At 71.9% G+C, this 23,987-nt stretch carries 27 protein-coding genes and 1 pseudogene; 6 read left to right on the top strand and 22 right to left on the bottom strand.

Annotated elements, in window-relative coordinates; genetic code table 11:
• Nucleotides 1-56 precede the first annotated feature (56 nt).
• From ABGB12_RS33775 to ABGB12_RS33765, 3 genes are all read left to right on the top strand, one after another.
• Complete coding sequence (locus ABGB12_RS33775; RefSeq protein ID WP_347684400.1) at nucleotides 57-275, top strand: HGxxPAAW family protein; 219 nt, start codon at nucleotides 57-59, stop codon at nucleotides 273-275.
• 7 nt (nucleotides 276-282) lie between these two features.
• Nucleotides 283-465 (top strand): hypothetical protein, encoded by a 183-nt coding sequence (locus tag ABGB12_RS33770; protein ID WP_347684398.1) that lies wholly within the window; start codon nucleotides 283-285, stop codon nucleotides 463-465.
• A gap of 76 nt (nucleotides 466-541) precedes the next feature.
• A complete protein-coding gene (locus ABGB12_RS33765) occupies nucleotides 542-1,069 on the top strand; it encodes a hypothetical protein (RefSeq protein WP_347684396.1) in 528 nt (175 codons plus the stop codon).
• On the opposite strand, the gene ABGB12_RS33760 is transcribed toward ABGB12_RS33765, so the two are convergent.
• Together ABGB12_RS33760 and ABGB12_RS33755 are read right to left on the bottom strand one after the other, a co-directional pair.
• Nucleotides 1,066-1,716 carry an HAD hydrolase-like protein gene (locus tag ABGB12_RS33760; RefSeq protein WP_347684394.1) on the bottom strand — a complete coding sequence of 217 codons (651 nt, stop codon included), beginning with the start codon at nucleotides 1,714-1,716 and terminating at the stop codon, nucleotides 1,066-1,068. The genes ABGB12_RS33765 and ABGB12_RS33760 overlap by 4 nt on opposite strands.
• Nucleotides 1,717-1,813: 97 nt before the next feature.
• A complete protein-coding gene (locus tag ABGB12_RS33755; protein WP_347684392.1) occupies nucleotides 1,814-2,365 on the bottom strand; it encodes a YceI family protein in 552 nt (183 codons plus the stop codon).
• Nucleotides 2,366-2,443: 78 nt separating this feature from the next.
• Between ABGB12_RS33755 and ABGB12_RS33750 the strand changes: the two genes are divergently transcribed.
• A complete protein-coding gene (locus ABGB12_RS33750; protein WP_347684391.1) occupies nucleotides 2,444-2,947 on the top strand; it encodes a MarR family transcriptional regulator in 504 nt (167 codons plus the stop codon).
• Here ABGB12_RS33750 and ABGB12_RS33745 read toward each other — a convergent pair.
• Nucleotides 2,887-3,240 (bottom strand): hypothetical protein, encoded by a 354-nt coding sequence (locus ABGB12_RS33745; RefSeq protein WP_347684390.1) that lies wholly within the window; start codon nucleotides 3,238-3,240, stop codon nucleotides 2,887-2,889. The two genes, ABGB12_RS33750 and ABGB12_RS33745, sit on opposite strands and share 61 nt — an antisense overlap.
• A gap of 125 nt (nucleotides 3,241-3,365) precedes the next feature.
• On the bottom strand, nucleotides 3,366-5,834 hold the full coding sequence (gene hrpB, locus ABGB12_RS33740) for an ATP-dependent helicase HrpB (RefSeq protein ID WP_347684389.1): 2,469 nt from the start codon (nucleotides 5,832-5,834) through the stop codon (nucleotides 3,366-3,368).
• A gap of 101 nt (nucleotides 5,835-5,935) precedes the next feature.
• Here hrpB and ABGB12_RS33735 point away from each other — a divergent pair, with 101 nt between their 5' ends.
• Nucleotides 5,936-6,355, top strand: a complete 420-nt coding sequence (locus tag ABGB12_RS33735; protein WP_347684387.1) for a CoA-binding protein — start codon at nucleotides 5,936-5,938, stop codon at nucleotides 6,353-6,355.
• Nucleotides 6,356-6,361: 6 nt separating this feature from the next.
• Here ABGB12_RS33735 and ABGB12_RS33730 read toward each other — a convergent pair whose 3' ends face one another.
• The 15 genes from ABGB12_RS33730 to ABGB12_RS33660 form a co-directional block, all read right to left on the bottom strand.
• Nucleotides 6,362-7,525, bottom strand: coding sequence for a helix-turn-helix domain-containing protein (locus ABGB12_RS33730; protein WP_347684386.1), 1,164 nt, complete (start codon nucleotides 7,523-7,525; stop codon nucleotides 6,362-6,364).
• 119 nt (nucleotides 7,526-7,644) lie between these two features.
• Nucleotides 7,645-8,889, bottom strand: coding sequence for a helix-turn-helix domain-containing protein (locus ABGB12_RS33725; protein WP_347684384.1), 1,245 nt, complete (start codon nucleotides 8,887-8,889; stop codon nucleotides 7,645-7,647).
• 135 nt (nucleotides 8,890-9,024) lie between these two features.
• Nucleotides 9,025-9,537, bottom strand: coding sequence for a hypothetical protein (locus ABGB12_RS33720; protein WP_347684382.1), 513 nt, complete (start codon nucleotides 9,535-9,537; stop codon nucleotides 9,025-9,027).
• On the bottom strand, nucleotides 9,534-10,028 hold the full coding sequence (locus ABGB12_RS33715; RefSeq protein WP_347684380.1) for a hypothetical protein: 495 nt from the start codon (nucleotides 10,026-10,028) through the stop codon (nucleotides 9,534-9,536). The genes ABGB12_RS33720 and ABGB12_RS33715 overlap by 4 nt, the downstream gene beginning before the upstream one ends.
• Nucleotide 10,029: 1 nt before the next feature.
• Nucleotides 10,030-10,518, bottom strand: a complete 489-nt coding sequence (locus ABGB12_RS33710; protein WP_347684378.1) for a hypothetical protein — start codon at nucleotides 10,516-10,518, stop codon at nucleotides 10,030-10,032.
• Nucleotides 10,519-10,521: 3 nt separating this feature from the next.
• Nucleotides 10,522-11,004: a hypothetical protein gene (locus ABGB12_RS33705; protein ID WP_347684376.1), complete on the bottom strand. Its 483-nt coding sequence runs from the start codon at nucleotides 11,002-11,004 to the stop codon at nucleotides 10,522-10,524.
• Nucleotides 11,001-12,215, bottom strand: coding sequence for an MlaD family protein (locus ABGB12_RS33700; RefSeq protein WP_347684375.1), 1,215 nt, complete (start codon nucleotides 12,213-12,215; stop codon nucleotides 11,001-11,003). The genes ABGB12_RS33705 and ABGB12_RS33700 overlap by 4 nt, the downstream gene beginning before the upstream one ends.
• Nucleotides 12,212-13,237, bottom strand: coding sequence for an MCE family protein (locus tag ABGB12_RS33695; protein ID WP_347684373.1), 1,026 nt, complete (start codon nucleotides 13,235-13,237; stop codon nucleotides 12,212-12,214). The genes ABGB12_RS33700 and ABGB12_RS33695 overlap by 4 nt, the downstream gene beginning before the upstream one ends.
• On the bottom strand, nucleotides 13,234-14,202 hold the full coding sequence (locus tag ABGB12_RS33690; protein ID WP_347684371.1) for an MCE family protein: 969 nt from the start codon (nucleotides 14,200-14,202) through the stop codon (nucleotides 13,234-13,236). The genes ABGB12_RS33695 and ABGB12_RS33690 overlap by 4 nt, the downstream gene beginning before the upstream one ends.
• Nucleotide 14,203: 1 nt before the next feature.
• Nucleotides 14,204-15,244: an MCE family protein gene (locus ABGB12_RS33685; RefSeq protein WP_347684369.1), complete on the bottom strand. Its 1,041-nt coding sequence runs from the start codon at nucleotides 15,242-15,244 to the stop codon at nucleotides 14,204-14,206.
• The gene (locus ABGB12_RS33680) at nucleotides 15,241-16,281 is read right to left on the bottom strand and encodes an MlaD family protein (RefSeq protein WP_347684367.1); all 1,041 of its coding nucleotides are present in this window, start codon (nucleotides 16,279-16,281) and stop codon (nucleotides 15,241-15,243) included. Before ABGB12_RS33680 ends, ABGB12_RS33685 begins: the two co-directional genes overlap by 4 nt.
• Nucleotides 16,278-17,459, bottom strand: coding sequence for an MCE family protein (locus ABGB12_RS33675; RefSeq protein ID WP_347684365.1), 1,182 nt, complete (start codon nucleotides 17,457-17,459; stop codon nucleotides 16,278-16,280). The genes ABGB12_RS33680 and ABGB12_RS33675 overlap by 4 nt, the downstream gene beginning before the upstream one ends.
• Before the next feature lie 38 nt (nucleotides 17,460-17,497).
• A complete protein-coding gene (locus ABGB12_RS33670) occupies nucleotides 17,498-18,343 on the bottom strand; it encodes an ABC transporter permease (protein WP_347684363.1) in 846 nt (281 codons plus the stop codon).
• Between the two features lie 4 nt (nucleotides 18,344-18,347).
• On the bottom strand, nucleotides 18,348-19,133 hold the full coding sequence (locus ABGB12_RS33665; protein ID WP_347684361.1) for an ABC transporter permease: 786 nt from the start codon (nucleotides 19,131-19,133) through the stop codon (nucleotides 18,348-18,350).
• Between the two features lie 3 nt (nucleotides 19,134-19,136).
• A complete protein-coding gene (locus ABGB12_RS33660) occupies nucleotides 19,137-19,694 on the bottom strand; it encodes a hypothetical protein (protein WP_347684359.1) in 558 nt (185 codons plus the stop codon).
• Nucleotides 19,695-19,939: 245 nt separating this feature from the next.
• Between ABGB12_RS33660 and ABGB12_RS33655 the strand changes: the two genes are divergently transcribed.
• Nucleotides 19,940-21,187, top strand: a complete 1,248-nt coding sequence (locus tag ABGB12_RS33655) for a lipase family protein (RefSeq protein WP_347684357.1) — start codon at nucleotides 19,940-19,942, stop codon at nucleotides 21,185-21,187.
• A 53-nt stretch (nucleotides 21,188-21,240) separates the two neighbouring features.
• Here ABGB12_RS33655 and ABGB12_RS33650 read toward each other — a convergent pair whose 3' ends face one another.
• The 3 genes and pseudogenes from ABGB12_RS33650 to ABGB12_RS33640 form a co-directional block, all read right to left on the bottom strand.
• Nucleotides 21,241-22,320, bottom strand: a complete 1,080-nt coding sequence (locus tag ABGB12_RS33650) for a DUF6801 domain-containing protein (protein WP_347684355.1) — start codon at nucleotides 22,318-22,320, stop codon at nucleotides 21,241-21,243.
• A 19-nt stretch (nucleotides 22,321-22,339) separates the two neighbouring features.
• Nucleotides 22,340-23,578 (bottom strand): DUF6801 domain-containing protein, encoded by a 1,239-nt coding sequence (locus ABGB12_RS33645; protein WP_347684353.1) that lies wholly within the window; start codon nucleotides 23,576-23,578, stop codon nucleotides 22,340-22,342.
• Between the two features lie 62 nt (nucleotides 23,579-23,640).
• Nucleotides 23,641-23,987, bottom strand: a pseudogene (locus ABGB12_RS33640) (hypothetical protein); the annotation flags it as partial.

The raw sequence follows: 23,987 nt of genomic DNA, 5'->3' as shown, positions 1-23,987 counted from the left end.
ACAGACCCGCCGGTACACTGTGTCCCGTTGCATCACCCCTGGCGAAAGGCTCACACATGTCTGGCAACGGAGGCGGTTCTCACGCGGGCAAGGCCCAGTCCTGGGTAGCGGTCGCGGTCATCTTCATCGGCTTCGTGATCGGCGCGCTGGGCCTGCCTTTGGGCATCTGGCCCATGTTCTGGGCGGGCGTGGCCGTCGTCGCCGTCGGCGGCATCTTCGCCCTCTACGTCCGGATCATGGCCGACGTCGTCGTCGCTGTCCCCCCTCAGATCTGAGATGGCCATGAAACTGCGCCGCCTGTCCCTCGACGAGGAGATCCGGGCCCGTCAGCAGGCCCGCGGCCCGCTCGAGGAGGGCAAGACCTTCGAGCACGGCCCGGCGAAGTTCGTCTTCATCACGCTGCTCGTCGTGGTCGTGGTGTCCCATCTGATCGCCCTGCTCATGCTCGCCTACACCCCGAGTTGATCCGGGCCACTGCGGCGAAGCGATTCCCACCGGTAAAGTCCCGTAGCTGATGAACATGGGCGTACCGGGAGGTCTGGTGACGATCCGAATGGCGATCGGCACTCCGGCGGCGGCGGCTCCGGCCCGCTGCGCGATCGGCACCTGGAAACTCGCCAGGGCCGTGCTGCACGTCGACTCCGCGACCGCCCACCTGCGCTTCAGCGGAGGCGCCGGCGCCCGCCTCCGACTGGACGGGCGCACCGCCACCCACTCCTTCGACTCCTCCAGCAGGTTCACCGAGACCGGCACGGCCAACGGGCGTCCCGTCTCCGGCTGGCTGAGATACCGCAAGACGCTGCGCCTGCAGACGAAGATCTCCACCACGAGACTGACCGGAACCGCGGCCTCGGCGTCCGGACCGGCCACCCTCAAGATCCGCCAGACCCGCCCGCTGAACTACGACCCCTCCCCCCAGCGGGTGGCTTCGCTGCTCAGGCGCGGCGAGTTCAGCGGAGTCCCGTACCAGGCGACCTACACATGCGGTTCCGGCACGCTGCACCTCCACCAGAAGCTGGTCGCCTCCGGCGGAACCCTCAACGGAACCTGGACCTACCACCGGGTCTAAGCCCCGACCAGGTCCAAGGCCTCCAGGAGGCTGTCGACGACCGGGGCTCCCGCCAGCTCCAACTCCTCGCGGCGCTGCATGCCCCCGGTGTAGAGGACGGACCGCGCGCCGATGTGGGCGGCGGCGAGGGCGTCGTCGGCGGCGTCGCCGATCACCACCAGATCCGACGGGTCCAGGCCCAGCGCGGCGGCGTGGCGGACCATGTGCTCGGCCTTCCCGCCTCCGGGAGGGGCGTCGCGCAGGCCGTCCACCAGGGCGAAGAACGGGGTGATCCCGAGCCTGCCGACGGTGCTCGTCAGGTGCTCGTGCCCGGCCATCGACAGGATCGACTGGCTGCGCCCGCCCTCGGCCACCCGGTTCAGCGCCGCCAGGCAGTCGCCCGCCAGTTCGCAGGTCTCCATGAGCTGCTCGTAGGCGAGGTGGAACAGGCTGTCCATCCGCTCCCACTCGCCCTCGCGCAGGGGACGTCCGAGCAGCTTCTCGTAGGTCACCCAGATCGGACGGGTGTAGGCGGCGATGATCTCCGCTCCGGTGACGCCTTCGGCCTCGGTGCCCTTGAAGACCTCGGCGCTCGCGCTCAGCACGATGTCCCTGTCGTCGAAGAGCGTGCCGTTCCAGTCCCAGATGATGTGCTTCACGACCGTCATGTTAGGCACCCCTCCGGAGCCGGAGAAATCATTTTCCGGAGACGACGGGGCGGACGGCACCCCCCCAGGGGGGTGCCGTCCGCCCCGGTGGGGACGCTCAGGCGCTCTTGATCGCGGAGACCTCGAACTCGAGGTTGATCTTCTCGCTGACCAGCATGCCGCCGGTCTCCAGCGCGGCGTTGAAGGTCACGCCGAAGTCGCTGCGGTTGATCGTGGTGGAGCCCTCGAAGCCGATGCGCTCGTTGCCGAACGGGTCCTTGGCCGCGCCCTGGAACTCGAAGTCGACGGTGACGGGCTTGGTGACGTCCTTGATGGTCAGGTCGCCGGTGACCCGGAAGACCTCGGCGGAGACCTGCTCGACGGCGGTGGAGGCGAAGGTGATCTCCGGGTACTTCTCGACCTCGAGGAAGTCGCCGGTGCGCAGGTGGCCGTCGCGCTGCTCGTTGCGGGTGTCGATGCTGGCCGTGGCGATCTTCACCTCGACGGAGGAGCGGCTCGGGTCGTCGCCGTCGACCTGCGCGCTGCCGGTGAACTCGTTGAAGGCGCCGCGCACCTTGGTGATCATGGCGTGCCGGGCGGAGAAGCCGATGCGGGTGTGGCTCGGGTCGAGGGTGTAAGTGCCGGTCAACGCGGAAAGGGCGGTGCTCATATCTCTGCCTCCGAAGAAGTTGAACTTTCAATCCTTAGCCTAGCCAAGATTGGTGACGTGTCAAGTAATCTGGAGGGCATGACGAGATGGCTCTCCGAGCGGGAACAACGCCTCTGGCGTGACTTCCTGCGCATGCACACCGACCTCTGGGCCGTGGTCGGCCGCGACCTGCAGGCCGGATCCGGCCTGTCCCCCGGCGACTTCGAGGTACTCGTCCACCTCACCGACAGCGCCGAACACCGGCTGCGCGTCACAGAACTGGCGCACGCCATGCGCTGGGAGCGCAGCAGGCTCTCCCACCAGCTGGCGCGCATGGAGAAGCGCGGGCTGATCGCCCGGCGGAACTGCCCGGAGGACGCGCGGGGCGCCTTCGTCGTGCTCACCCCCGAAGGGCTGGCCGCGATCGAGTCCGCCGCCCCCTCACACGTCGAGAGCGTCCGCCGGGTGCTCTTCGACGTGCTCACCCCCCGGCAGCTGGAGTCGCTGGCCGACGTCTGCTCCTCGGTGCTGGCCCGGCTGGATCAGTCCGCCTCGGTCGACTCCGGCAGCTCCACGGTGCCCGGAATGAAGGGCAGCTGCTGAGTCGTCAGCGAGGACCGCTCCCTGACCCCCTGCTCCAGCAGCGCGATCTTGTGGTGCAGCGCCCCGTTCTGCCGGAGGAGCTGGTCGTTGTCCAGCCGCAGCCGCACCAGCTCCTTCTTCGACCGCCCGCGCACCAGCACTCCCCCGACGACCGTCCCGACCACCAGCGCCCCCAGCGCCGGCAACCACAACGCCCCCGCCACGATGAGGAGAAGGACCGTCCCCGCCGACAACGCCCGGCCGTGCTGCTCCGCCCAGTCCCATACGGCGTTGACTCGTTTGGGGATCCTCACCTGCGACCTCCTGTTCTCCAGCCCGATACCGGTGAACGGAGGAACAAGGTCACGACGTTCCCCCGAAACACCACTGCCACCGGGAAGAGGGGGAACTCACACCGCCCCCTCGTTCCCGTTCCCGCTCAGCGCCCCCGTCGCGCCCGGTCGTCCGAAGCCCGGTTCAGGGCCCGGCCGGCCCTGGCGGTGGGCACCGCGGAGGCGGGATCCTCCGGCCACGGGTGGCGCGGATAGCGCCCCCTCAGCTCGGCCCGCACCGCCCGGTACCCCTCACGCCAGAAGGACTCCAGATCCGCGGTCACCGCGGCGGGACGCCCCGCCGGGGACAGCAGGTGCACCAGCAGCGCGACCCTTCCCCCGGCCAGCGCGGGAGCCTCGACCCAGCCGAAGAGCTCCTGGAGTTTGACCGCCAGTACCGGCCGCTCCCCCGAGTAGTCCACCCGGATCCGGGACCCGCTGGGCACCGCGATCCGCTCGGGAGCCAGCTCCTCCAGCCGCGACGCCTCCGGCCACGGCAACATCCCGCGTAGCAGGTCCTCCGCCGCAAGTCTCCCACGGACCGCGCCGCCCGCGAACTCCCCCACCAGCCGTTCCGCGGTCCGCTCCGTCAGCGCCGCGTCGTCCACCGCCGGCCACGGCTCCCCCAGCTCGCGGTGCAGGAAGTCCAGCCGCGCCCGCAGCCGCCGGGCCTCCCCGCTCCAGTCGAGGAAATCCGGCCCTGCGGTGCGAAGCCCGGCCAGCACCGCCTCCCGAGCCGTCTCCGGATCGGGTTCGACGGGCCTGGACACCAGTTCGATCGCGCCAAGGCACTCCACCTCTCTGGCCCTGACCGTCCCGCCCTCCCAGACTGCCTCCCGCCGGACGGCCAGCAGCGCGGACGCCGCCTCCCGCGCGGTCGCCTCGTCGATCTCCACCGCCTGGCGCACCCGGGCCGAGGCCGCGCCCACCGGACGGTCGGCCACCGCCACCGCCAGCCAGGGCGCCCGCGCCAGTCCCCCGGGCACCGACGCGCCCGTCCCCGAGGCCATGAGGTGCCCGCCCGCGGCCCGCGCGCGGGCCACCCGCTCCGGGAAGGCCAGCGCCACGACCAGGCCCGCCGCCGCCTCGTCGGACAGGCCCCCTGAGGGCTCGGGGCCGTCGTGTCCGGACAGGGCGTTGCCGAGCCGCCTGGCCTCGGCCTTCCAGCGCGGCTGACCGCGCAGCCGGTGCCAGGCGGCGACCAGGTCCTCGGGGGCGTCGGACGGCAGCGGCTCGGAGAGCAGCGCGACGAGTTCGGCGGCACGGCGGGAGCCGGTGCGCGGGGAGGCGTCGAGCAGCGCCCGCGCCAGCCGGGGGTGCAGCCCCAACCGGTTCAGCCGTCTGCCCCGTTCGGTGATCCTGCCGTGCCCGTCCAGGGCGCCCAGGCCGCGCAGGGTCGTGCGGGCCGCGGCCAGCGCCGCCTCGGGCGGTCGGGTGAGCAGCGCGAGCTCCGCCGGGTCCGTCGTCCCCCAGCAGGCCAGGTGCAGGGCGAAGGGGGCGAGGTCGGCCAACGCGATCTCGGGCCGCGGCCACGGCGCGAGCCGCTGCGACTCGTGCCAGCAGCGGTAGACGGCGCCCGGGGCCTCCCGGGCCGCGCGGCCGGCCCTCTGCTCGGCGGTGGCGCGGGAGACCCGGACGGTGGCGAGTGCCCCGAGGCCCCGGGCATGGTCGGTGCGGGGCTCACGGGCCAGCCCGGAGTCGACGACCATCCGGATTCCGGGAAGGGTGAGGCTGGACTCGGCCACCGAGGTGGCGAGGATCACCCTGCGTTCGGCCGATCCGCTCAGCGCCGCCTCCTGGACCTCTGCCGGCGCCTGCCCGTGGAGTTGCAGGACCGGAAGGCCGGAGAGCGCCCCGGCGACCCGCCGGAGCTCGCCGACCCCCGGCAGGAAGCAGAGGACGCCGCCTTCCCGTTCGTTCCACGCACGGCGGACGGTGAGCGCCACATGATCCAGGAAGGCCGGTTCCACCCTGGTGCCGTGGGCGGGCACGCCGGCCCGGGCGGGCGGGGCCCAGACCACGGCCAGCGGATGGGGGACGGAGGCGGCCTCGACGACGGGCGCGTCCTCCAGCAGGGACGACCAGCGGGCCGCGTCGGCGGTGGCGCTGGCGGCCACCACCTTCAGGTCGGGGCGGAGGGTCTGGCGGACCTCCAGCAGGAACGCCAGGGCGGTGTCGGCGTCCAGATGCCTTTCGTGGCACTCGTCGACCATGACCACGTCGATCCCGGCCAGCTCCGGGTCGCGTTGCAGGCGCTGCAGCAGCACGCCGGTGGTGACGGCCTCGACACGGCTGCCGGGCCGGTGCTCGCCGCGCACGGCGAAGCCGATCCGGTCGCCGACGCGTTCCTCCAGCATCCAGGCCATGCGGCGGGCGGCGGCGCGGGCCGCGATCCGCCGGGGCTCGGCGACCAGGACGCGGGCGGCGGGCCCGCCGTCGAGCAGCCCGGCCAGGGCGAGTGGGACCAGGGTGGTCTTGCCGGTGCCGGGCGGGGCGGTGAGCACGGCCGTGCCCGAGGCCACCGCCGCCCGCAGCCGCGGCAGGGCCTCGCGGATCGGCAGTTCCATCCCGCGCATGGCTCAAGGATAGGAAATACCGGGGATCTCTTTGGCGTTGCGGTGATCGGGAGCGCCCGTGTCGGGCGGGATCGTGTCGGGCGGGATGGAGGGGGATGGCGATGGACGAGCGTTTCGCGGACCAGACGGTGATCCGTCGGATGTTGTGGGACTCCGAGACCTGGGCGTTCGTCGGCCTGAGCGACAATCCCACGCGCACCGTCCACGGCCAGGCGCGGCTGCTCCAGGAGCGCGGAAAGAAGATCATCCCCGTGCATCCGGACCGGGCCCCGGTCCTGGGCGAGCAGGCGTACGCGAGCCTGGCGGAGGTCCCCGTGCCGATCGACGTGGTCGGCGTCTACCGGCGCGCCTCGGCCGCGGGCGAGGTCGTCGACGAGGCGATCAAGGCGGGGGCCAAGGGGGTGTGGCTGCCGCTCGACGTGATCGACGTGGCGGCGGCCGAACGGGCGCTGGCGGCGGGCCTGGACGTGGTCATGGACCGCTGTCCCGGCGTCGAGTGGTCGCTGCGGCACCGCCGCTGAGCCGGGTCAGCGGGCCGGGGCTCCGGGTCCGCGGGTGCGCAGGATCATCTCGATCTCCAGGCACCTCTGGGGATCGGTGAGGTCCTCGCCGAACAGCTTCTCCAACTGCCGGAACCGGTACCGCACGGTCTGCGGGTGAACGTGCATGTACCGGCCCGCCTCGGTGGCGTTGAACTTGTGGGCGAGCAGCGACAGCAGCGTCTCGGCGAGCCGCTCCCGCTGCGTCGGCGGCAGCCCCTCCAGCGGGGCGAGCCGGGTCGGCGCCATGGTGTCCAGCAGGCTCTTGGCGCCGAACATCACCAGGGTCGGCACATGGTCGGAGCATCGCACCAGCCCGTCGCCCGGCACGACGCCCCGTTCCACCAGGAGCAGGGTCCGCTGGGCCCAGCGGTGGGACTCGCCCGCGGCGGACAACGGCACGGGCGGGCCGAGGACCACGTGCCAGTCCTTCAGCAGCGGCTCCAGCAACCGGGTCCGGCCGGGCCCGTCGGGTTCGGGCAGCAGCGCACACGGCCGGGCGCGGCCCCAGTCGACCAGCACCTCCTCCGACAGCAGCCGGACGGGCTGGTGAGCGGGGTCGCGGGGGGAGAGCACGGCGACGGCCGCGGTCTCCGGCATCTTCCAGCGGGCGCGCCCGGCGGCCTCGGCGACGGCGGCCTCGCGGGCGTCCGGTGACAGGAGCGACGACAGCAGCGCCGAACGCCTGCGTTCGAACACCTCGGGGGTGGCCTCGCCCTCGGCCTCGTATCCCTGGCGGACCGCGGCGGCGACCGCGTCCATGTAGCTGAACTGCGCCTCGGCCAGCCTCCCGATGGTGGGGCGGTCGATGTCGAGCGTCTCCAGGACGCCCTTCACGCTGCGCCACACGGCCCGGCCGGTCTGGCGCAGCCCGTGGTGGACCTCCTCGGAGCCGCACCCCTCGCGGGCGAGCCTGCGGCCGAGGTCCTGGTACCAGGGGGCCAGCCTCCGCCAGGCGCCGCGCGGGTCCTCCACCAGGTCGGTGAAGTGCGCCAGGCCGCTCACCACCTGCTCGCGCGTCCGCCCGGAGGGCCGTTCGTCCAGTTCCCGCAGGAGTTCGGCGGCCACCCGGTCCAGATCGGCCCGCAGATGCAGGACGAGGCGCGGGGGGAGCGCCTCGAACGAGCTCACGTCCAAAAGGGTCTCTGTCATGAGAAGGCTCCTCGTCTTCCTCGCGAGATTCTGTGTCCCGCGGCGAGGAGCCTCCAGTGCCCGCCCTGCTAAAAGGCGGGCTTCGCTTCATGAGTCGAGTGCGGGTGGCCGCCCCGGCGTCACCCGGCGCGCACCGGGCCGGTATGCTCCTCGACGGTCTCGGGGTGCAGAGCGAGCCAGCCGTGCAGCACCATGTGCAGTTCCAGGCGACTCGCCGGGTCGTAGATGCCCTCGCCGAGCAGGCCCTCCAGCTGCCGCACCCGGTAGCGGATGGTCTGCGCGTGCATGTGGAGCCGCTGGGCGACCTCGGTGGCGTTGAAACCGGACTCCAGGCAGGCCAGCAGGGTCTCGGCCAGCACACGGCGCTGGCGCGGACGCAGCTCCAGCAGCCGGCCGAGGCGGCGCTCGGCGACCTGGCAGAGCAGGTCGGGCCGGTCCAGGATCATCAGGGACGGCAGGTGCTCGACCGCCAGGACCAGCCGGTCGGCGGGGACCAGGCCGCGGCGGGCCAGGTCCAGGCCCCGCCTCGCCCAGTCGAGGGAGCGGGTGGCCGAGGTGGGCGGGACGGTGGGCCCGACGACCGCGGTCCACTCGCGCAGCCCGTGCTCCAGCATCCTGCGCCGCCCGGGCCCCTCGGGGTCGGGCACGATCAGGCAGGGCTCGCTCAGGTGCAGCCCCACCAGGACCTCCGAGGGCAGCGCGGGGCGGCGCGCGGTCAGGTCCGCTCGCTCCCGCACCGCGACGACGGCGATCGTCTGCGGCAGCGTCCACTCGGCCTTGGCGGCCAGGTCGCGGATCTCCTTCAGGTCGGGTTCGGGCCCGGCGATGAGCAGTTCCAGCAGTCTGCGGCGCCTGCCCTGGTACTCGCCGACCTCGCGGGCGCTGGCCTCGGCGTGCCCGGCGGCCACCGCCTCGGCGAGCCGGTCGATGTAGGCCAGGACCGACGCGGTGATCTGGCCGACGACCTCGCCGGGCAGGTCGAGCGACGCGTCCCGGCCGCGGCGGGTGATGTAGTCGATGGCGGCGCGGGTGCCGATCCGCGCCGACCGCTGCCACGCCTCGAGGCTGCGGCCCTCCCTGGCCTCACCGACTCCCAGTTCGCGGAAGAAGCCGATGACCTCGTCGGACTCCAGCGCCGGGTCGGCCACCATGTCGAACCAGTGGCCGATGGCGTATTCGACGGCCTTCTGCACGACCTCGGCGTAACGCGGGTCGTGCGGACGCACGTAGTCGGGGATGGATCGTTCGATCGCAGCCGCGCCTTCCCGGGCGATCTGCGACAGCTGCGGCCGGTAATGCCGTACGAGATCGTCCAGGGCCTTCTGATGAGACTCGTAGTCCAAGATCCCCTGGAGCAGGCCCACGCCCGAGATCTCCTCTCGTCGAAGCAGAGCAGGTCTTTGCACTGTGCTCATGGTTCAACAGAGAGCCGTCTGTATCCAGACTGAAAGGGTGAAGCGTTTATCGCGCGAGTTATGTCACACTTGCCGCTCTAGCGGTCAGCCGTCGAGCCTGTCCAACGCGGACAGGAGCCAGCGGCCGTCCCGGCGGACCGCGTCGACCGCGAGCATCGCCGCCGCCCCGGCGCTCTCTCTGGGGTCGTCCGCCGTGGTGCCGATCTGGTCGGCGAACACCAGCAGGTGCGCGCGGTCTCCGTCCAGTGAGCGCACCGCGGCATGGCTGACCTTGGTCGTCAGGACGAGTCCGCGTTCCGGCGCGGCCTTCCGGAGCGGGCCGAAGAGCTGTTCGTATTGCACTATGGCGTCACCTGTGAGCAATTCTCGTACTGCTTGATGGGTTTCGTCCGGATCGAGATGATCATAGGAGAAGAGCCGCTCCACCGCCGCGGTCACCCGGCTGAGGACCTCGGCGGTGCGCGCGTTCTCAGTCAATGCAACATTGCGGACATCCGGGGTGTCCCTTACGGCCAGCGACCGGTGTGCGCCCCAGCCGGCGAACCCGCCGAAGGCGAGCACCAGAACGCTCAGGAGCAGAGGAAGCCTGCGATTCACCGGGCGCCTCCCGGAGCTCGGGTCAACGCGTCGACCTTCCATCCTCCGGAGGTGCGGGTCAGCTCGGCGATCAGCCTCATGCGCCTGTCGGCCGCCCGGGCGCCGGGCGGTGAGAGGGTCATCCGGACCGCGAACAGCAGCCGGGCGCGGCCCGCGCGTTCGTCGAGCTCGGCGACGGCTCCGTCCAGGACCTCCGCGGAGGTCACCGTCCGCGCTTTGGCGACCTGCCGCTCGAAGTCGGCCCTGCCCTCGGTGATCTGCCGGTGCAGCTCGCCGGTCGTGGAGCCCGCCCACAGGTCGAGCCCCTTCTCCGCCTCTCGGTAGTCGAAGGTGTTGAGGTTCTGGACGGCCTGCGCGCCCTCGCGCAGCACATGCTCCCGCAACCGGGAGAAGGCCGCCTCGTCGTCGTGGGCCGCCGCGTACCACGACCATCCCGACCAGGCCGCGCACAGGGCCGCGATGAGGGTGAACGCCATGAGGATCCGCTGCAATTCAGGTCGCCTTCAGTTCGGTGATGCGCCAGTGCCCGCCCTCTCGGCGGGCGGTGACGGTCAGTTGCGCGGCGGCCGGACCGCCCTCCGGCTCGCCGTCACGGCCGCTGGTCTGATCGAGGAAGACCAGCAGGACGGCCCGGTCGTCGATGAGCTCGACCACCCCGGCCCTGACCACCCGGGTGCGTAGCGACAGCCCCTGCGCGGGGGACTCCCGGCGCACCCGGGCGAACAGTCCCCGGTACTGCTCGGCGGCCCGCCCCCGGAGCACCTCCTTCGCGGACTCCTCGGTGCGGTCGAGTTCGTCCGGCCCGTAGGACAGGACCCGGGTCAGCCCGTCACCGACCTCGGCGATCACCTCCCCGGTCGCGGCGGAGTCCAGGAGCGACCGGTCCAGGGGCTCCTGCGGTCGCGCCGAGTACAGCAGCGCCGCTCCTGCGACCGCCGGCAGGAGCGCCGCGAGTGACGGAAGGAGACCGGGTTTCTTCATGTGCTATCCGTCCTGTGCGGGGAGTGCGATGAGGGAGGACAACAACCAGCCCCCGGACGTGCGGGTCAGGTCCGCGGTGAACCGTTTGCGCTGGACGCTCGGCTCCCCCTCCGCGGGGGTGATCTGGATGCTGACGGACGCGATGAGCCCGGCCGAGCCCTTCCGCCCGTCGAACGAGGTGAGGGCGGCGGCCAGCACCGTGCCGGTCGCCGAGGTGCGCGAGCGAGTGAGCCGCTCGGCGGAGGACTCGCGTTCGAGCTGCGCGCGCAGGTCCCCGGTGGCCGCCGCCAGCCAGGCCCGCCGCCCCGCCTCGGCCCGGGCGTGGTCGAGGGTGTTGAGAACGGCGATCCGCTCCCGTCCCTCGGCGAGGGCGCGGTCGCGTTCGGCGGCCGGGTCGGGCCCCTGATCCTGGTACGTCCAGGCCGACCAGGCGAAGAACACCGCCGACGCGGCGACCGCCCACCGTCCGGGCCGCGGGCGCCTCACCGCTCACCGAGCCCGAGCAGGGCGGCCAGGTCGGACGGCCGGTCGCCGAGCGGCGGCAGTGACAGCGCTCCGGGAAGCCGGACCGAGGAGGCGGGTGGCACCGGGCCGCCCTTCGGCGCGCGGGACGAGCCCCGGACGTTGACGCCGCTGGACACCGGCATCGCGCAGCGGGCCGCCGCGTTCAGCCCGATCTCGGTGAAGTCCAGGCCGTTGCGGTAGACGGTCCCGCCGTACCCGCGGGTGCAGGGAAGCGGGTCGAAGAACGTGGTGACCATGCTGAGGTCGAGCCTTCCGTCCTGGACTACCGAGGAGCCCGCGGCGATCGCGGCCGGGGCCCGTACGAGCAGCTCGCGCAGCGCGGGCCCCCGCGTGTACAGCACGTCGGAGGTGTTCAGCAGATGCGAGAGCAGCAGGCCGAGCTCCGGGTCGAGGTCGCGGACGAGCCCGCCGGCCTCGGCCGCCGCGCCGGGTACGGTCGCGATGAGCTTCCGCAGGTCGGGGTCGGACTTCTTCAGCTGAGCGGCCAGCAGCCTCGCCCCGGACGCGAAGTCCTTCAGCGCGGCGGCCTCCTGGTTCTGGGTGCGCAGCACCGCCTCGCCGTTCTCGATCAGCCCGGTCGTCTGCGCGCTGTGCTCGTTCGCGGCGGCGACGAAGTCCCCGCCGTGGTCCAGCAGCGCCTGCAGGTCGGGGCTCTGCCCGGTGAAGGCCAGGCCGAGCTCCTCCACGACGGTGCGCAGCGCGTCCAGCGGCACCGACGAGGCGAAGCCGTCCAGCCCGGCGAGCAGGTCGGTGACGGGCGCGGGCAGCGTGGTGGCGGCGCGCGGGACGACCGAACCCTCCTTCAGGTACGGGCCGGACTCCGTGGAGGGCCGCAGGTCGAGGTACTGCTCGCCGACGGCGGAACGCCCGGCCACGACGGCCTGGACGGAGGCCGGGACCTTCGGCGCGGAGTCCTCCAGCCGCAGGTCCGCGCGGACGCCGTCGTCCGTCAGGTGCAGGGCCCCCACCCGGCCGACCGAGACGCCCCGGTAGGTGACGTCTGCGTTGGGGAGCAGACCGCCCGCCTGCGCCAGCTCGACGTGGACGGTGTAGGTGCCGCCCAGCCCGATGTACTTCCCCAGGTCGGCGTAGTTCACGGCGATGTGGGTGAGGGAGAGCACGCCGATGACCAGGAAGGCGAGGTTCTTCAGCCGGGTGCCGAGGGTGATCACGGTTGTGCCTCCGGTTCCGCGGGCTTCTCCGGGGAGGGCGCGCTGATCGGCGGGATGAGCTCGGTGCCCTCCACCGCGGCGACCGTCAGATAGGAGTTGAGGTAGTCGCCCTTGACGGCGGGCAGGACGGCGTCGGTGAAGGGGTAGGTGAAGAGCACCTCCAGCGCTCGCGGCAGGTCGCGTCCGGAGTCGGCGAGGCGTTTCAGGGTCGGCTCCAGCGCTTTCAGGTCCTCGATCAGGTCCTTCTTGCTCCGGTCGATCGTGCGCGTCGCGATCCTCGAGAGGTCCTCCAGCGCCTCGAGCATCCCGACGAGCTCGGCGCGCTGGTCGGCCAGGACGTCCAGGCCGGGCCCCAGGTGGTCCAGGACGTCGCCCGCTTCGCCCTTGTGCCGGGCGAGGGTGAGCGACAGCCGGTTCATCCCGTCGATCGCGTCGGTGATGGCCTTCTTGTTGCCGTCCAGCTGGGAGGCGAGCTTCGACACCTGGCCGAGCAGGCTCCTGATGGCCGGTTCGTTGCCGTCCACCGCCTTGTTCAGCTCGGTGGTGATGGTCCGCAACTGGCTGATCCCGCCGCCGTTGAGCAGCAGCGACAGCGCGCCGAAGACCTCCTCGACCTCGGTGTTGCGGTTGGTGCGCTCGACGGGGATGACCGCCCCGCCGGTGAGCGTCCCGGCCCCTGCGGGCGGGGCGGAGAGCTGGATGAACTTCTCGCCCAGCAGGCTCGACTGCTTCACCTGGGCCTGCGCGTCGGCGGGAAGCCTCACCCCACCGTTGACGATCATGCTCACCCTGGCCGTCCAGCCGTCGGCGGCGAGGTCCACGCCGGTGACCCTGCCGACGGGCACGTCGTTGACCTTCACCGCGGCCTGCGGCACGAGGTTCAGCACGTCGGCGAACTCCGCGTGCACGGTGTACGGATGGTCGCCGAGGTCCGCGCCGCCCGGCAGGGTGACGTCGTCCAGGCCCGGCAGCCCGCACCCGGCCGTCGTGAGGAGCAGGAGGCCCGCCAGCAGCCTTCTCACCGGACCTCCCCCAGGGGCATGAGCTCCAGGACGTTGCCCCGGCCGCGCAGGGAGCGGGTGGCCGGGTCGTAGGCGTTGAGGACGTTCTGGACGGTGAGCGGGAGGGTGTCCAGCGCCTCGGCCAGGGCGGCGCGCTGCCGCACCAGCACCTTGGTGATCTTCTCGAGGCGTTCCACGTCCTGCCGGACGAGCGCCCGGTTGTCCTTGATGAAGGACCTCACCTCGACCATGGCCCGGGTGAGGTGGGTGAGGGCCGCGGCCAGCTCGTCGCGGTCCTCGGCGAGGAAGCCGGAGACCGCCGCGAGCTGCCGTTCGGCCTTGCGGACCTGCCCGTCGTTCGCCGCGAGCATGGACGTGAACTCGTTGAGGTCGCCGATCGCGCCGAACAGGTCGTCCTTGGAGGTGGAGAGCGTCTTGGACGCCTGCGCGAAGTCGTCGATCAGCCGCCGGACGTCCGTGCCGTTGCCTTCGAGGTTCTCCGCGCCCGCTTCCAGGGCGCGGCTGACCGCTCCGTCCCGGTTGGCTCCGTCCGGGCCGAGTGCCGTGGCGAGGCGTTTCATGCTGTCGTAGAGCTGGTCCAGCTCTACGGGAGCGGCGGTGCGCTCCTGCGGGACGACCGCTCCGGACGGCATGACGGGACCTCCGGTGTAGGCGGGGACGAGCTGGATGTAGCGGTCGGAGACGAGGCTGGGAGCGATGACGACGGCGCGGGCGTCGGCGGGGATCCGCACACCGTGGTCGACGGTCAGCGCCACCTTCACGCGGGTGCCTTCGGGGCGCACCGAGTCGATCGTGCCGGTCTTCACGCCCAGGACCCTGACCTCCGAGCCGGCGTAGACGCCGATCGCCAGGGGGAAATAGGCGGTGATGCGGGTGCCCGCGGGACCGCGAAGGACGGGGACGAGCGCCACGGCCACGGCGACGGCCGCCGCGAAGGCGAGGACGGGCAGGAGTCTTCGGAGCATCTCACTGCCCCTCTCGCTTGGGCGGAAGGCAGCCCGCCGCCGGGGGGTCGGACTGGTAGGAGCCCGGGACGAGGCCGCACAGGTAACCGTCCATCCAGCGTCCGTTGCCCAGGGCGTTGCCTAGCAGCCGGGTGTAGGGGGCGGTCAGCTTCAGCGCCCGGTCCAGGTTGTCCTGGTTGCGCTGGAGCACGTCGGCGACCTCGCCGAGCGCCTCCAAGGTGGGTCCGAGCTGCTTCTGGTTGTCGTCGACGAAGCCCGAGAGCTGCTCGGACAGGGTGCGGGTGCCGACGAGGAGGCCGCGGATGGCCTGGCGGCGGCGTCTGAGCTCGCCGAGCAGGAGGTTGCCGTCGCGGAGCAGCACCTCGAAGTCGGACGTGCGGTCGGCGAGCTGCCCGCTGACCTTCTTGGTCCCCTCGAAGAGCCCGGCCAGCTCGTCGTCCCGTGAGGCGATGGTCTTCGACAGGGCCGACATGCCCGACAGCGTCTTGCGGACGCCGGGAGCGGTGCCGGAGAACGTCTCGGCCAGGGTGTCGAGGCTCTGGGCGAGCTTCTCGGTGTCGATCTGGTCGATCGTCCCCGACAGGTCCTGGAAGGCGGTCACCACGTCGTAGGGGGAGGTGGTGCGGCTGGTCGGGATGCGTTCCTTCGGGTTCTGGGCGGAGGTTCCCAGCGGGTCGACCGCCAGGTACTTGTCGCCCAGGACCGTCTTGATGGCGATGGCGACCGTGCTGGCGTCGCCGATCCACACGTCCTGGACGCGGAAGCCGACACGCACCTCGGCGCCGTCCAGCGCCACCCGGGTGACCTTGCCGACCTTCATCCCTGCGATCCGCACCTCGCTTCCGGGACGCAGCCCGGCGGCCTCGGTGAAGCCGGCGCTGTAGGTGGTGCCGCCGCCGATGAGCGGCAGGTCCTCCGCCGAGTAGGCCAGGCCGCCGACGAGGCCCATCAGCAGCAGGCCGACGACGGCGACGGCGATCGGGTTCCGGTCGGCGATCCGCCTGCGGCGGCGTCCGCCGAGCCTGGGTCGGGGCCGGATCACGATCCGCACCTCGCCGCATCCCCGGTGACAGGGGCGAGAGGGGGCGGGGTCTCCCCCGGGTACTGCTTGTAGGAGACGCCGGTCACGGTGGCCTCGCAGACGTAGAAGTTCAGCCAGGAGCCGTAGGAGCCGAGTCGCGCGATCGTCTCGAGCTTCGTCGGCAGCCGCTCCAGGAACCGCTCGACGGTGGGCTCGTCCCGCTCGAGGTTGCGCGACAGCCGTCCCAGCTCGGCGATGTCGGCGCGGAGCGGCTCCCTGCCGTCCTCCAGCAGGGACGTGGTGGTCTCGGTGAGGTCGCCGAGCGCCTCGACGGCCTCGCCGATGGGTTCGCGGTCGGCGGCCAGGCCCGACACCAGCGCGCGCAGCGTCGAGATGAGGCCGCCGAAGCGGTCGCCGCGGGCGTTGACGGTCTCCAGCACGGTGTTCAGGTTGGTGATGACCTGGCCGATCACCTGGTCTTTCGCGGCGATCGCGGTGGTCAGCGAGCCGACCGTGGACAGCAGCGTCTCCAGCGTCCCGCCCTGGCCCTGCAGCACCTGGATGAGGGAGTCGGCGAGCCTGTTGACGTCCTGCGGGGACAGTGCCTGGAACAGCGGCTGGAAGCCGTTGAACAGCTGGGTCAGGTCCACGGCGGGGACCGTGCGCTCCGGCGGGATGAGGCCGCCCGGAGGCAGCGCTCCCCCGAGGCCCGCACCCCGGCCGAGATCCAGATACCGCTGGCCGACGAGGTTCAGCCACTTCACCGCGGCCGTGGCGGTGGCCGGCAGCGTGCGTCCCTTCTCGACGGAGAAGACGACCTCGGCGAGCCTGCGGTCGACGATCCGCAGCCGCTCGACCCGGCCGACCTGGACCCCGGCGATCCGGACGCTGTCGCCCGCCCGCAGCCCGGAGGCGTCGGTGAAACGAGCCCGGTAGGAGACGGTGTCCCCGGAGCCGCTCTGGGCGATCGTCACCCCCAGCACGACGGTGGCCAGCACCGTCGTCACGATGAACAGCGCCGACTTGACCAGCGGCGCGGCCAGTCCCTTGCGTTTCACTGGACGGTCACCTCCGCGCCCCGGTAGAGCGGGCCGACCAGGACGCTGCTCCAGTCGGGCAGGACCTGGGCGGGCTCCCCGAGTTCGGGGGCGATCAGCTCGTTCAGCAGGGTGTTCTCCTGCGGGGAGTTGGCGAGGCCGAGGCCGCCGCGCGCCACCTTGGCGTTGGTGTACGGGACGGGGTAGCAGGCGGGGCCGCCCCTGGCGTCGTAGACCGGCCGGTCCTTGCCCGGCCGGTAGGCGCCGGGGTTCGGGGCGGTCCGGACCCTGACGCGCACGCCGGGGCGTCCGGTGTCCTTGCCGAGCACCTCGTCCATCTTCGGGACGAACTCGGTGAGGGTCTTCAGCACGCAGGGGAACTCCGGCGAGTACTGCGCGAAGAGCTTCAGGGTGGGCTTGCCGCGTGCCGACAGGCGGATGAACGTCTCGGAGTTCGCCTTCAGGAAGGACGTGAGGTCCTGCGAGGCCGAGGTGACGGTGTCGTACAGCAACGCGAGGTTCGCCTTCTGGTCGGCGAGGGTCCGGCTGGTGACGGTCAGGTCGGACATGGCGGCCAGCAGGTCGGGGATCGCCTCGTCGTAGTGGCCGGTGAGCTCCACCAGCTCGCGGATGCCGCGGTTGAGGGCGGGCAGGGACGGGTTGAGCTTCTTCAGGTAGGCGTCCAGCTCGACCAGGGTCTCGCCGAGGCGCTCTCCCCGCCCGTCGAGGGCCTGGGCGATCGCGGTGAGGGTGGCCGACAACTTCGCGGGCTGGACGGCCTGCAGCAGCGGCAGCAGGTCGTCGAGCACCTGCTGGAGTTCGACGGCGTTGTGCGAGCGGTCCTGACCGATCGTCCCGCCCGCCTTCAACCGCTCCGGGCTGGGCTGCTCCGGCGGGATCAGCGCCACGTACCGGGTGCCGAAGAGCGTCGTCGGCAGCAGTTGGGCCGTCACGTTCGCGGGCAGCAGCCGGAGCTTGTCCGGCTCCAGCGCGAGCGCCAGCCGCGCGCCCTCGCCGTCCGCGTCGATCTCGCGGACCTCGCCGACGCGGACGCCGCGCAGCTTCACGTCCGCGTACGGGTGCATCTCGCTGCCGGCGGTGCCGGTCTCCAGCGTCACCATGCCGACGCGGGTGAAGCGCTTGTCGTAGACGGCGATCGACAACCACACCAGCAGGGCCGGGATCAAAAGGAACACCACACCCGCACACCTCTGCTTGTTCAACCCCGATCGCCTGTTCATCCGGCGACCTTGACCGTGGTCGTGGTGCCCCACAGGGCGAGGCTGAGGAAGAAGTCGGTGACGCTGATGAGCACGATCGACGTCCTGACCGCGCGTCCGACGGCCGCACCCACCCCAGCGGGGCCGCCGGACGCGCGGAATCCGTGGTAGCAGTGCGAGAGGATCACCAGCACGCTGAAGACCAGGGCCTTGAGGAACGACAGCAGCACGTCCACGGGGGCCAGGAACAGCGCGAAGTAGTGGTCGTAGGTTCCGGCCGACTGGCCGTTGAACCAGACCGTGACCTGCCGCGACGCCAGATACGAGCTGAGCAGCCCGATGCCGTACAGCGGGATGATCGCGACCGCGCCCGCGACGATCCGGGTGGTGACGAGGTAGGGCAGGCTGGGGATGCCCATCACCTCCAGCGCGTCGACCTCCTCGTTGATGCGCATCGCGCCGAGCTGGGCGGTGAAGCCCGCGCCGACCGTCGCGCTGAGCGCCAGGCCCGCGACGAGCGGGGCGATCTCGCGGGTGTTGAAGTAGGCGGAGGTGAAGCCGGTGAACGCGGCGGTGCCGATCTGCTGGAGCGCGGCGTAACCCTGCAGTCCCACGACTATCCCGGTGAACAGGGTGATCGAGATCATGATCCCGACGGTGCCGCCGACCACGCCCAGGCCGCCGCTGCCGAAGGCGACCTCGGCCAGCAGCCGCTGGATCTCCTTGAGGTAGCGGCGCACGGCCCTGGGAGTCCAGCGCAGCGCGCGGACGTAGAAGAGCAGCTGGTCCCCCGGGGTGTCCAGATAGGACAGCGGGTTGCGGACCCGCCTGGCGAGCCCGGCGAACACGGTGAGCACGGCCATCGGCTCAGCCTCCCTTCGGGGGGACGATCTGCAGGTAGACCGCGGTGAGGACGGCGTTGACGAAGAAGAGCAGCAGGAAGGTGATGACGACGGCCTGGTTGACCGCGTCGCCCACGCCCTTGGGGCCGCTCGCGGGGTTCAGGCCCCGGTAAGCGGCGACGACCCCGGCGATGAAGCCGAACAGCAGCGCCTTGAACTCGCTGACGTACAGGTCGGGCAGCTGCGCCAGGGCGGAGAAGCTCGACAGGTACGCGCCGGGCGTGCCGTTCTGCATCAGGACGTTGAAGACGTACCCGCCCGCGACGCCGACGACGGACACCAGCCCGTTGAGCAGCACCGCGACCAGCACGCACGCCCAGACGCCCGGTACCACCAGGCGGTGCACCGGGGAGACCCCGAGCACCTCCATCGCGTCGATCTCCTCCCGGATCTTGCGGGAGCCGAGGTCGGCGCAGATGGCCGACCCGGCCACCCCCGAGATCAGCAGCGCCACGATCAGCGGGCTCGCCTGCTGGATGATCGCCAGCACGCTGGCGCCGCCGGTGAAGGACTGCGCGCCGAGCTGCTGGGTGAGCGAGCCGACCTGGAGCGAGATGATCGCGCCGAACGGGACGGTGACCAGCGCCGTCGGCACGATCGTCACCCCGGCGATGAACCAGAACCGCTCCACCAGTTCGCGGAACTGGAACGGCCGCTTGAACGTCAGCGCGAGCACCGTCGCGCCGAGCGCGAACAGCCGTCCCGTCTGGCGCAGCGCGGCGGCCGGGACGCCGATCAGGGGGGTGGCCACGGGTCAGCTCACGCCCCGGCAGGAGGGCTCGGCCAGGAAGGCGATGTTCAGCTTGGGGTCGGCGACTTTGAGATCCTGCAGCGGGCCCTGGTACTCGCCGTACTTCACCATCACCTTGGCGACCGAGCCGAGCGCGGCCTGCAGCGACTTCTCGTCGGTGACCTCCGCCTTGTTCAGGGTCGTCGTCGCCCTGCCGACGGCCTTGCGCGCGCCGTCCAGCCGGGTGAGCGCCTTGTCGACCTTCTCCTGGCCGCCGTCGACCGGGGGCGGCCCGGCGGCGCGCAGGCCCTCGTCCATCTTCTGCATCTGAGCCGACACCTGGGTGAGGAAGTCGACGATGCCCTTCTTGGCCTGGGCGCCCTGGCTCGCGTCCAGGGCGGGCATCTTCAGTTGGAGGCCCTGTCCGGCCACCGTCGTGCAGACCTTCTCGGCCCACTCGGCCTCGGGGCCGAGCAGCGGGGTCTTGGCCGCCGCCTCCTTCTCCCCGCCGGACGAGCAGCCCGCCGCCGCGCCGCCGGCCGCGACGGCCAGCAGTGCGGCGAGAATCCATCGCCGTGCCATGGTGATACTCCTTGTTTCGGGTGGGTGAGGAGAGCCTAGAAATGCCCGGCGGGCTTGCATTGTCAGTCGGCGCACATTTAAAAGGAACTTGTTTGTGCCGAGTCCATCGATTCTCCGGACCGCGCATGAACTGAGCGGCCGGCGCCATGAAATCATCAATTCCGGCGCAGGTGCCCGGACCGCCCGATCGGTAGCTTGTCGACCTTGGATTCCCGGGAACAGCCACCGGCGGAAGAGGTCGACAATTGAATGCCAGGACGGGGCCGCCCGGCGGCCGCAACTCCCTCGTACTGACCCTGGTCGCGCTCACCGGCGTCGCGTGCGGACTCGCCGGGGCGGCGGTGAAGGCCTCGGCGGCTCCCCCGCCGGCCCTCCCCGCGGTCGGCGCGGCCGACGCGGCGGACGACGCGTTCTCCACCCCGCCGAGCCCGCTGCCCCAGGGCGCGCCCGGAGACGTCATCCGTTCGCGCCCCGCCAAGGCGGGCCCGCCCGGGGCCCGCGCGCTGGCCGACGCGTGGGAGGTGATGTACCTGTCGACGGACGCCCAGGGGAAACCGAACGCGGTGACGGGGATGGTGCTCGTGCCCAGGAAGGGCGACCGGTCGACGGCCCCGGTCGTCGGGTTCGGGCCGGGCACGCACGGTCCCGCCTACCGGTGCGCGCCCTCCCGGATGATCGATGACGGCGCCTTCTACGAGCAGCCCGCCGTCAACGACATGCTGGCCAGGGGCTGGGCCGTCGCGGTGACCGACTACGAGGGGTACCACCCGGACCCGAAGACCACCTACGTGGTGGGCCGCTCGACCGGGCCCGCGCTCATCGACGCCGTCCGCGCCGCCCAGCGGCTGCCCGCCGCGGGCCTGTCCGCGGACGCGAAGGTCGCCTTCCGCGGCTACTCCCAGGGCGGGGGCGCCGCGATGTGGGCGGGCGAGCTCCAGCCGTCCTACGCGCCCGAACTGAACCTGGTCGGGGTGGTCGGCGGCGGCGTCCCGGGCGACCTGGCCCTCGTCTCCCTCGCCCTCAACGGCGGGGTCGGCTTCGGCTTCCTCATGAACGCGCTCATCGGCCTGGACAACGCCTACGGGCTGGGCCTCGACGGCGTGCTCAACGAGAACGGCCGCGCCGCCTTCGCCGCCATGCGCGAGAACGACTGCGCGATCGAACTGTTCGCCGACTACCAGGGCCGCAGCGTCGCCGACTACTTCACCCGCAGCCCGCTCGCCGACGCGGCCTGGCAGCGTGCCTACGGCGCCAACAAGCTGGGCGGCTCGACCATCGCCGTCCCGGTGTTCCAGTACCACGTCACGAACGACGAACTCGTCGACCACCAGCAGGCCGCGACCCTGCGGAGCACCTACTGCAGCAAGGGCGTGAAGCTCACCTGGAAGACCTTCGACGCCGGCCACCTCAGCGGCGTGCAGCGCGGCAACGCCGACGCCCTGTCCTTCCTCACCGACCGCATCGCGGGCAGGGACGCGACCACGAACTGCTGACACGACACAGGTGAAGAGGGGGCGCCGTCGCGGCGCCCCCTCTTCACCTGTGGTCAGGCGGGCTTCAAGGTGAGGGAGATGGTGTTGCCCTGGCCTGCGGTGAAGCCGTTGATCAGCGGGGTGAACAGGCCGCAGCCGGTGAGCGCGGGGAGGGCGTAGGCGGCGGTGAGGGTGCCGCCCGCCGCGGGGGTGAAGGACGGGGACTTCAGGTCCAGCCGGGTGGGAGCCGAGGTGCGGCAGTCCTCCGTGCTCAGGGGCAGGCCGAACAGGCGGGCCGAGGGCAGGGACAGGTTCGTCTCCACGGAGGCGGAGAGGGCCTCGCCCGCGAGGGTGCCGGTCAGCGCGCCGGTGGGGGTGAAGACGGCGTCGGCGACGACCGGGAGGAAGCCCAGCGCCTTGAAGGTGCCCGTCGTCCTGTTCAGAGCGAGGTTCCCGTTGAACGTGCCGCCGGTGGGACCGCCGTCGAGGGTGCCGGTCAGCGGGAGGGTGGCCGAGCCGGCCTTGACGAAGGTGGACCCCTCGGCGGTGTAGCCGCCCGGGCCGGGGTCGTCGCCGACCTGGATGACGGCCAGGACGTCGTTCTGGCCGGGGTCCTGGACGCACTCGGACTCGAAGGCGCCGAGGCCGGTGAGCTCTCCGGACGCCTCGCGGGGCGTCAGTTTCAGCAGCAGGTCGCCCACGGTGATCCGGGCCTCGCCGGGGGTGTCGAAGACCAGGCCGGGGGTCGAGCCGCGGCTTTTCACGGTGAACTCCGCGCCCTTGGGGATCTCGGTCTTCTCCAGGGTGTTGGGGACGGTGAGGGGCAGTTCCATCCCGTCGGGGGTGGTCAGGGTGGCGGAGGCGTCGGCGGTGCCCTCCAGCGTGGCGGCGTACATGGTGGTCAGGCCCTTGGCGGCGTAGGCGCTGACGGTGTCCGCGGTCTCCAGCGTGATGGGCGGCATGCGCTCGCCGACGGCCAGGCGCCGGGGCAGGTCGGTGGTGACGCGCACCATGACCGGGTCGTCCGGTATCAACGGGAAGTTGCACCGGTACCGGAGTTCCAGGGTCACCGGGTCGGCCGCGGCGGGGCCCGTCACGCAGACGGCTCCCGTCGCGGCCAGCGCCAGGCCCGCCACTCTCATCCTGATCCGCACGGGTCGCCTTTCTTCGGGGTCATCGTCGGGGTTCGGGGACCCGGGGCGGGCACTCACCGGGGTCGGGGGGCGCGCACACGGGTCCCTGCACGAGCTTGAGGAGGTTTCCGGAGCCGGAGACGGCACCGGAGAAAATACGGCTGAGGTCTTCGCCGACTCCGCATCCGGTGAATTCGGGAATGGCGAAAGTGCCATTGAGTGAACCGCCGAGGAGCGGATTCTTGTAATCCTCTCCGCCGGTCGCCTCGATTTTCGCCGGAGTTCTGCTGCGGCATCGGGAACCCACTCTCATGGGGGTGCCGTTGACGGAGGCCTCCGTGATCCGGATTTCCATCTCGCCGGTGACGGTCAGTTTCCCGGTGGCGATGGCGAGGTCGACGAGGCCCTTCTCCCGCTGGGCCATCTCGATGACGGCGGTGGCGGGCATGAAGCCGAACACCAGGAACGTCGAGCGGGCGCGCAGCGGCGAGGCGAACTGGAAGTCCACCAGGAGGTGGCCGGCCTTCGGCGGGTGGACGATGACGTTGGTCAGCGCCGGCCCGGGGGCCGCGGGGTCGTTCAGCAGGGTGGCCGCGCCGAGCTTGGTGACGTTCGCGAAACCCGACATGTAGGCGCAGCCGGTGTTGCCGGGGTTGGCGGGATCGACGGTGATCTTCCCGCATTCGGGGGGTGTGCCGGGGGCTGCCCCGGACGCCACCGGGACGGTCGCCACGGCCGTGGCGGTGCCGGGTTCGGGGGTGCAGGAGACGTCGGCGGTCTCGCCCCCGCTCGAGGTCAGCGCCAGTTTCAACGCGCCCGCGGTGAAGACCGCGCTCCCCTCCGCGGAAGGGGTCACCGCGGGGACGGCGGCCGAGCCCGTCAGGGTCAGGTCGCCGGATGCGGGGACGGACGCGGCCGGAAGCGTGAAGGCGGGCCAGTCCACGGGAGTGGAGGCGGCCCCCTGCACGAGCGCCATCGCCAGGTCGGCCGTGGCCGCCGCGGTCGCGGCCGCGTCGGGCAGCGCGGTGCGGGGGACGGTGAGGGTCAGGGTGATGCGGCCGGGGGCGAGGGGTTGCCCCGCCGTACCGGTGTCAGGGAAGGCGCCGGAGACCGTCACGCCGGTCTTCGCCGGTCCGGCGGGGAAGGCGCAGGTGTACGCCAGGTCGGCCTCGGCGGGCTGCGCGCGGGCGGGCCGCCGGGCGAGGGGCTCGGCCGCGACCGCCGCCAGCGCGAGCAGCAGCGCCAGGACGACGGCGGGCGTCCGGGGACTTCCGGTCATCGGGGTCTCTTCCTGGCGGGGGCCTCCGCCGCGGCGCGGCGAAGGCCCCTCTCGGGTGCGGGTCAGCCCTGGGTCTTGGGCGTGAGGACGATGTCGATGGTGTTGCCGGAGCCGGAGGTGAAGAGGCTGAGGATGCCGGTCAGGGCACCGCAGTCCTGCAGCTTGGAGATCTTGTAGTCGGAGGCCTTCAGCGGCCCGCCCTTCGACGGGTTGAAGAAGGACTCGGTGGACTTCAGCTTGATCTCGGACGGCTCGGCGGTCTGGCACTTCTCGCCGCCGCCCAGCGGGATGCCGAACGCCTTGAGCGACGGCAGCTTCACGGTCATCTTCGAGGTGGTCGACAGCACGCCGCCGGCGTACGTGCCGGTGGTCCCGCCGACGTCGCCTTCGCTCCCGGCGGCGGGACCCC

The organism is Actinocorallia sp. B10E7, from assembly GCF_039871655.1.
In the GTDB taxonomy this organism is placed as follows: domain Bacteria; phylum Actinomycetota; class Actinomycetes; order Streptosporangiales; family Streptosporangiaceae; genus Actinocorallia.
This window is presented reverse-complemented; position numbering and strand designations above follow the sequence as displayed.

Bases quoted from the DNA above. Each gene is read 5' to 3' on its own strand.
- ABGB12_RS33735 (WP_347684387.1), top strand. From the start codon at position 5,936: ATGGACGAGCGTTTCGCGGACCAGACGGTGATCCGTCGGATGTTGTGG.
- ABGB12_RS33750 (WP_347684391.1), top strand. From the start codon at position 2,444: ATGACGAGATGGCTCTCCGAGCGGGAACAACGCCTCTGGCGTGACTTC.
- ABGB12_RS33730 (WP_347684386.1), bottom strand. From the start codon at position 7,525: ATGACAGAGACCCTTTTGGACGTGAGCTCGTTCGAGGCGCTCCCCCCG.
- ABGB12_RS33710 (WP_347684378.1), bottom strand. From the start codon at position 10,518: ATGAAGAAACCCGGTCTCCTTCCGTCACTCGCGGCGCTCCTGCCGGCG.
- ABGB12_RS33755 (WP_347684392.1), bottom strand. From the start codon at position 2,365: ATGAGCACCGCCCTTTCCGCGTTGACCGGCACTTACACCCTCGACCCG.
- ABGB12_RS33775 (WP_347684400.1), top strand. From the start codon at position 57: ATGTCTGGCAACGGAGGCGGTTCTCACGCGGGCAAGGCCCAGTCCTGG.
- ABGB12_RS33690 (WP_347684371.1), bottom strand. From the start codon at position 14,202: ATGCTCCGAAGACTCCTGCCCGTCCTCGCCTTCGCGGCGGCCGTCGCC.
- hrpB (WP_347684389.1), bottom strand. From the start codon at position 5,834: ATGCGCGGGATGGAACTGCCGATCCGCGAGGCCCTGCCGCGGCTGCGG.
- ABGB12_RS33670 (WP_347684363.1), bottom strand. From the start codon at position 18,343: ATGGCCGTGCTCACCGTGTTCGCCGGGCTCGCCAGGCGGGTCCGCAAC.
- ABGB12_RS33660 (WP_347684359.1), bottom strand. From the start codon at position 19,694: ATGGCACGGCGATGGATTCTCGCCGCACTGCTGGCCGTCGCGGCCGGC.
- ABGB12_RS33770 (WP_347684398.1), top strand. From the start codon at position 283: ATGAAACTGCGCCGCCTGTCCCTCGACGAGGAGATCCGGGCCCGTCAG.
- ABGB12_RS33645 (WP_347684353.1), bottom strand. From the start codon at position 23,578: ATGACCGGAAGTCCCCGGACGCCCGCCGTCGTCCTGGCGCTGCTGCTC.
- ABGB12_RS33760 (WP_347684394.1), bottom strand. From the start codon at position 1,716: ATGACGGTCGTGAAGCACATCATCTGGGACTGGAACGGCACGCTCTTC.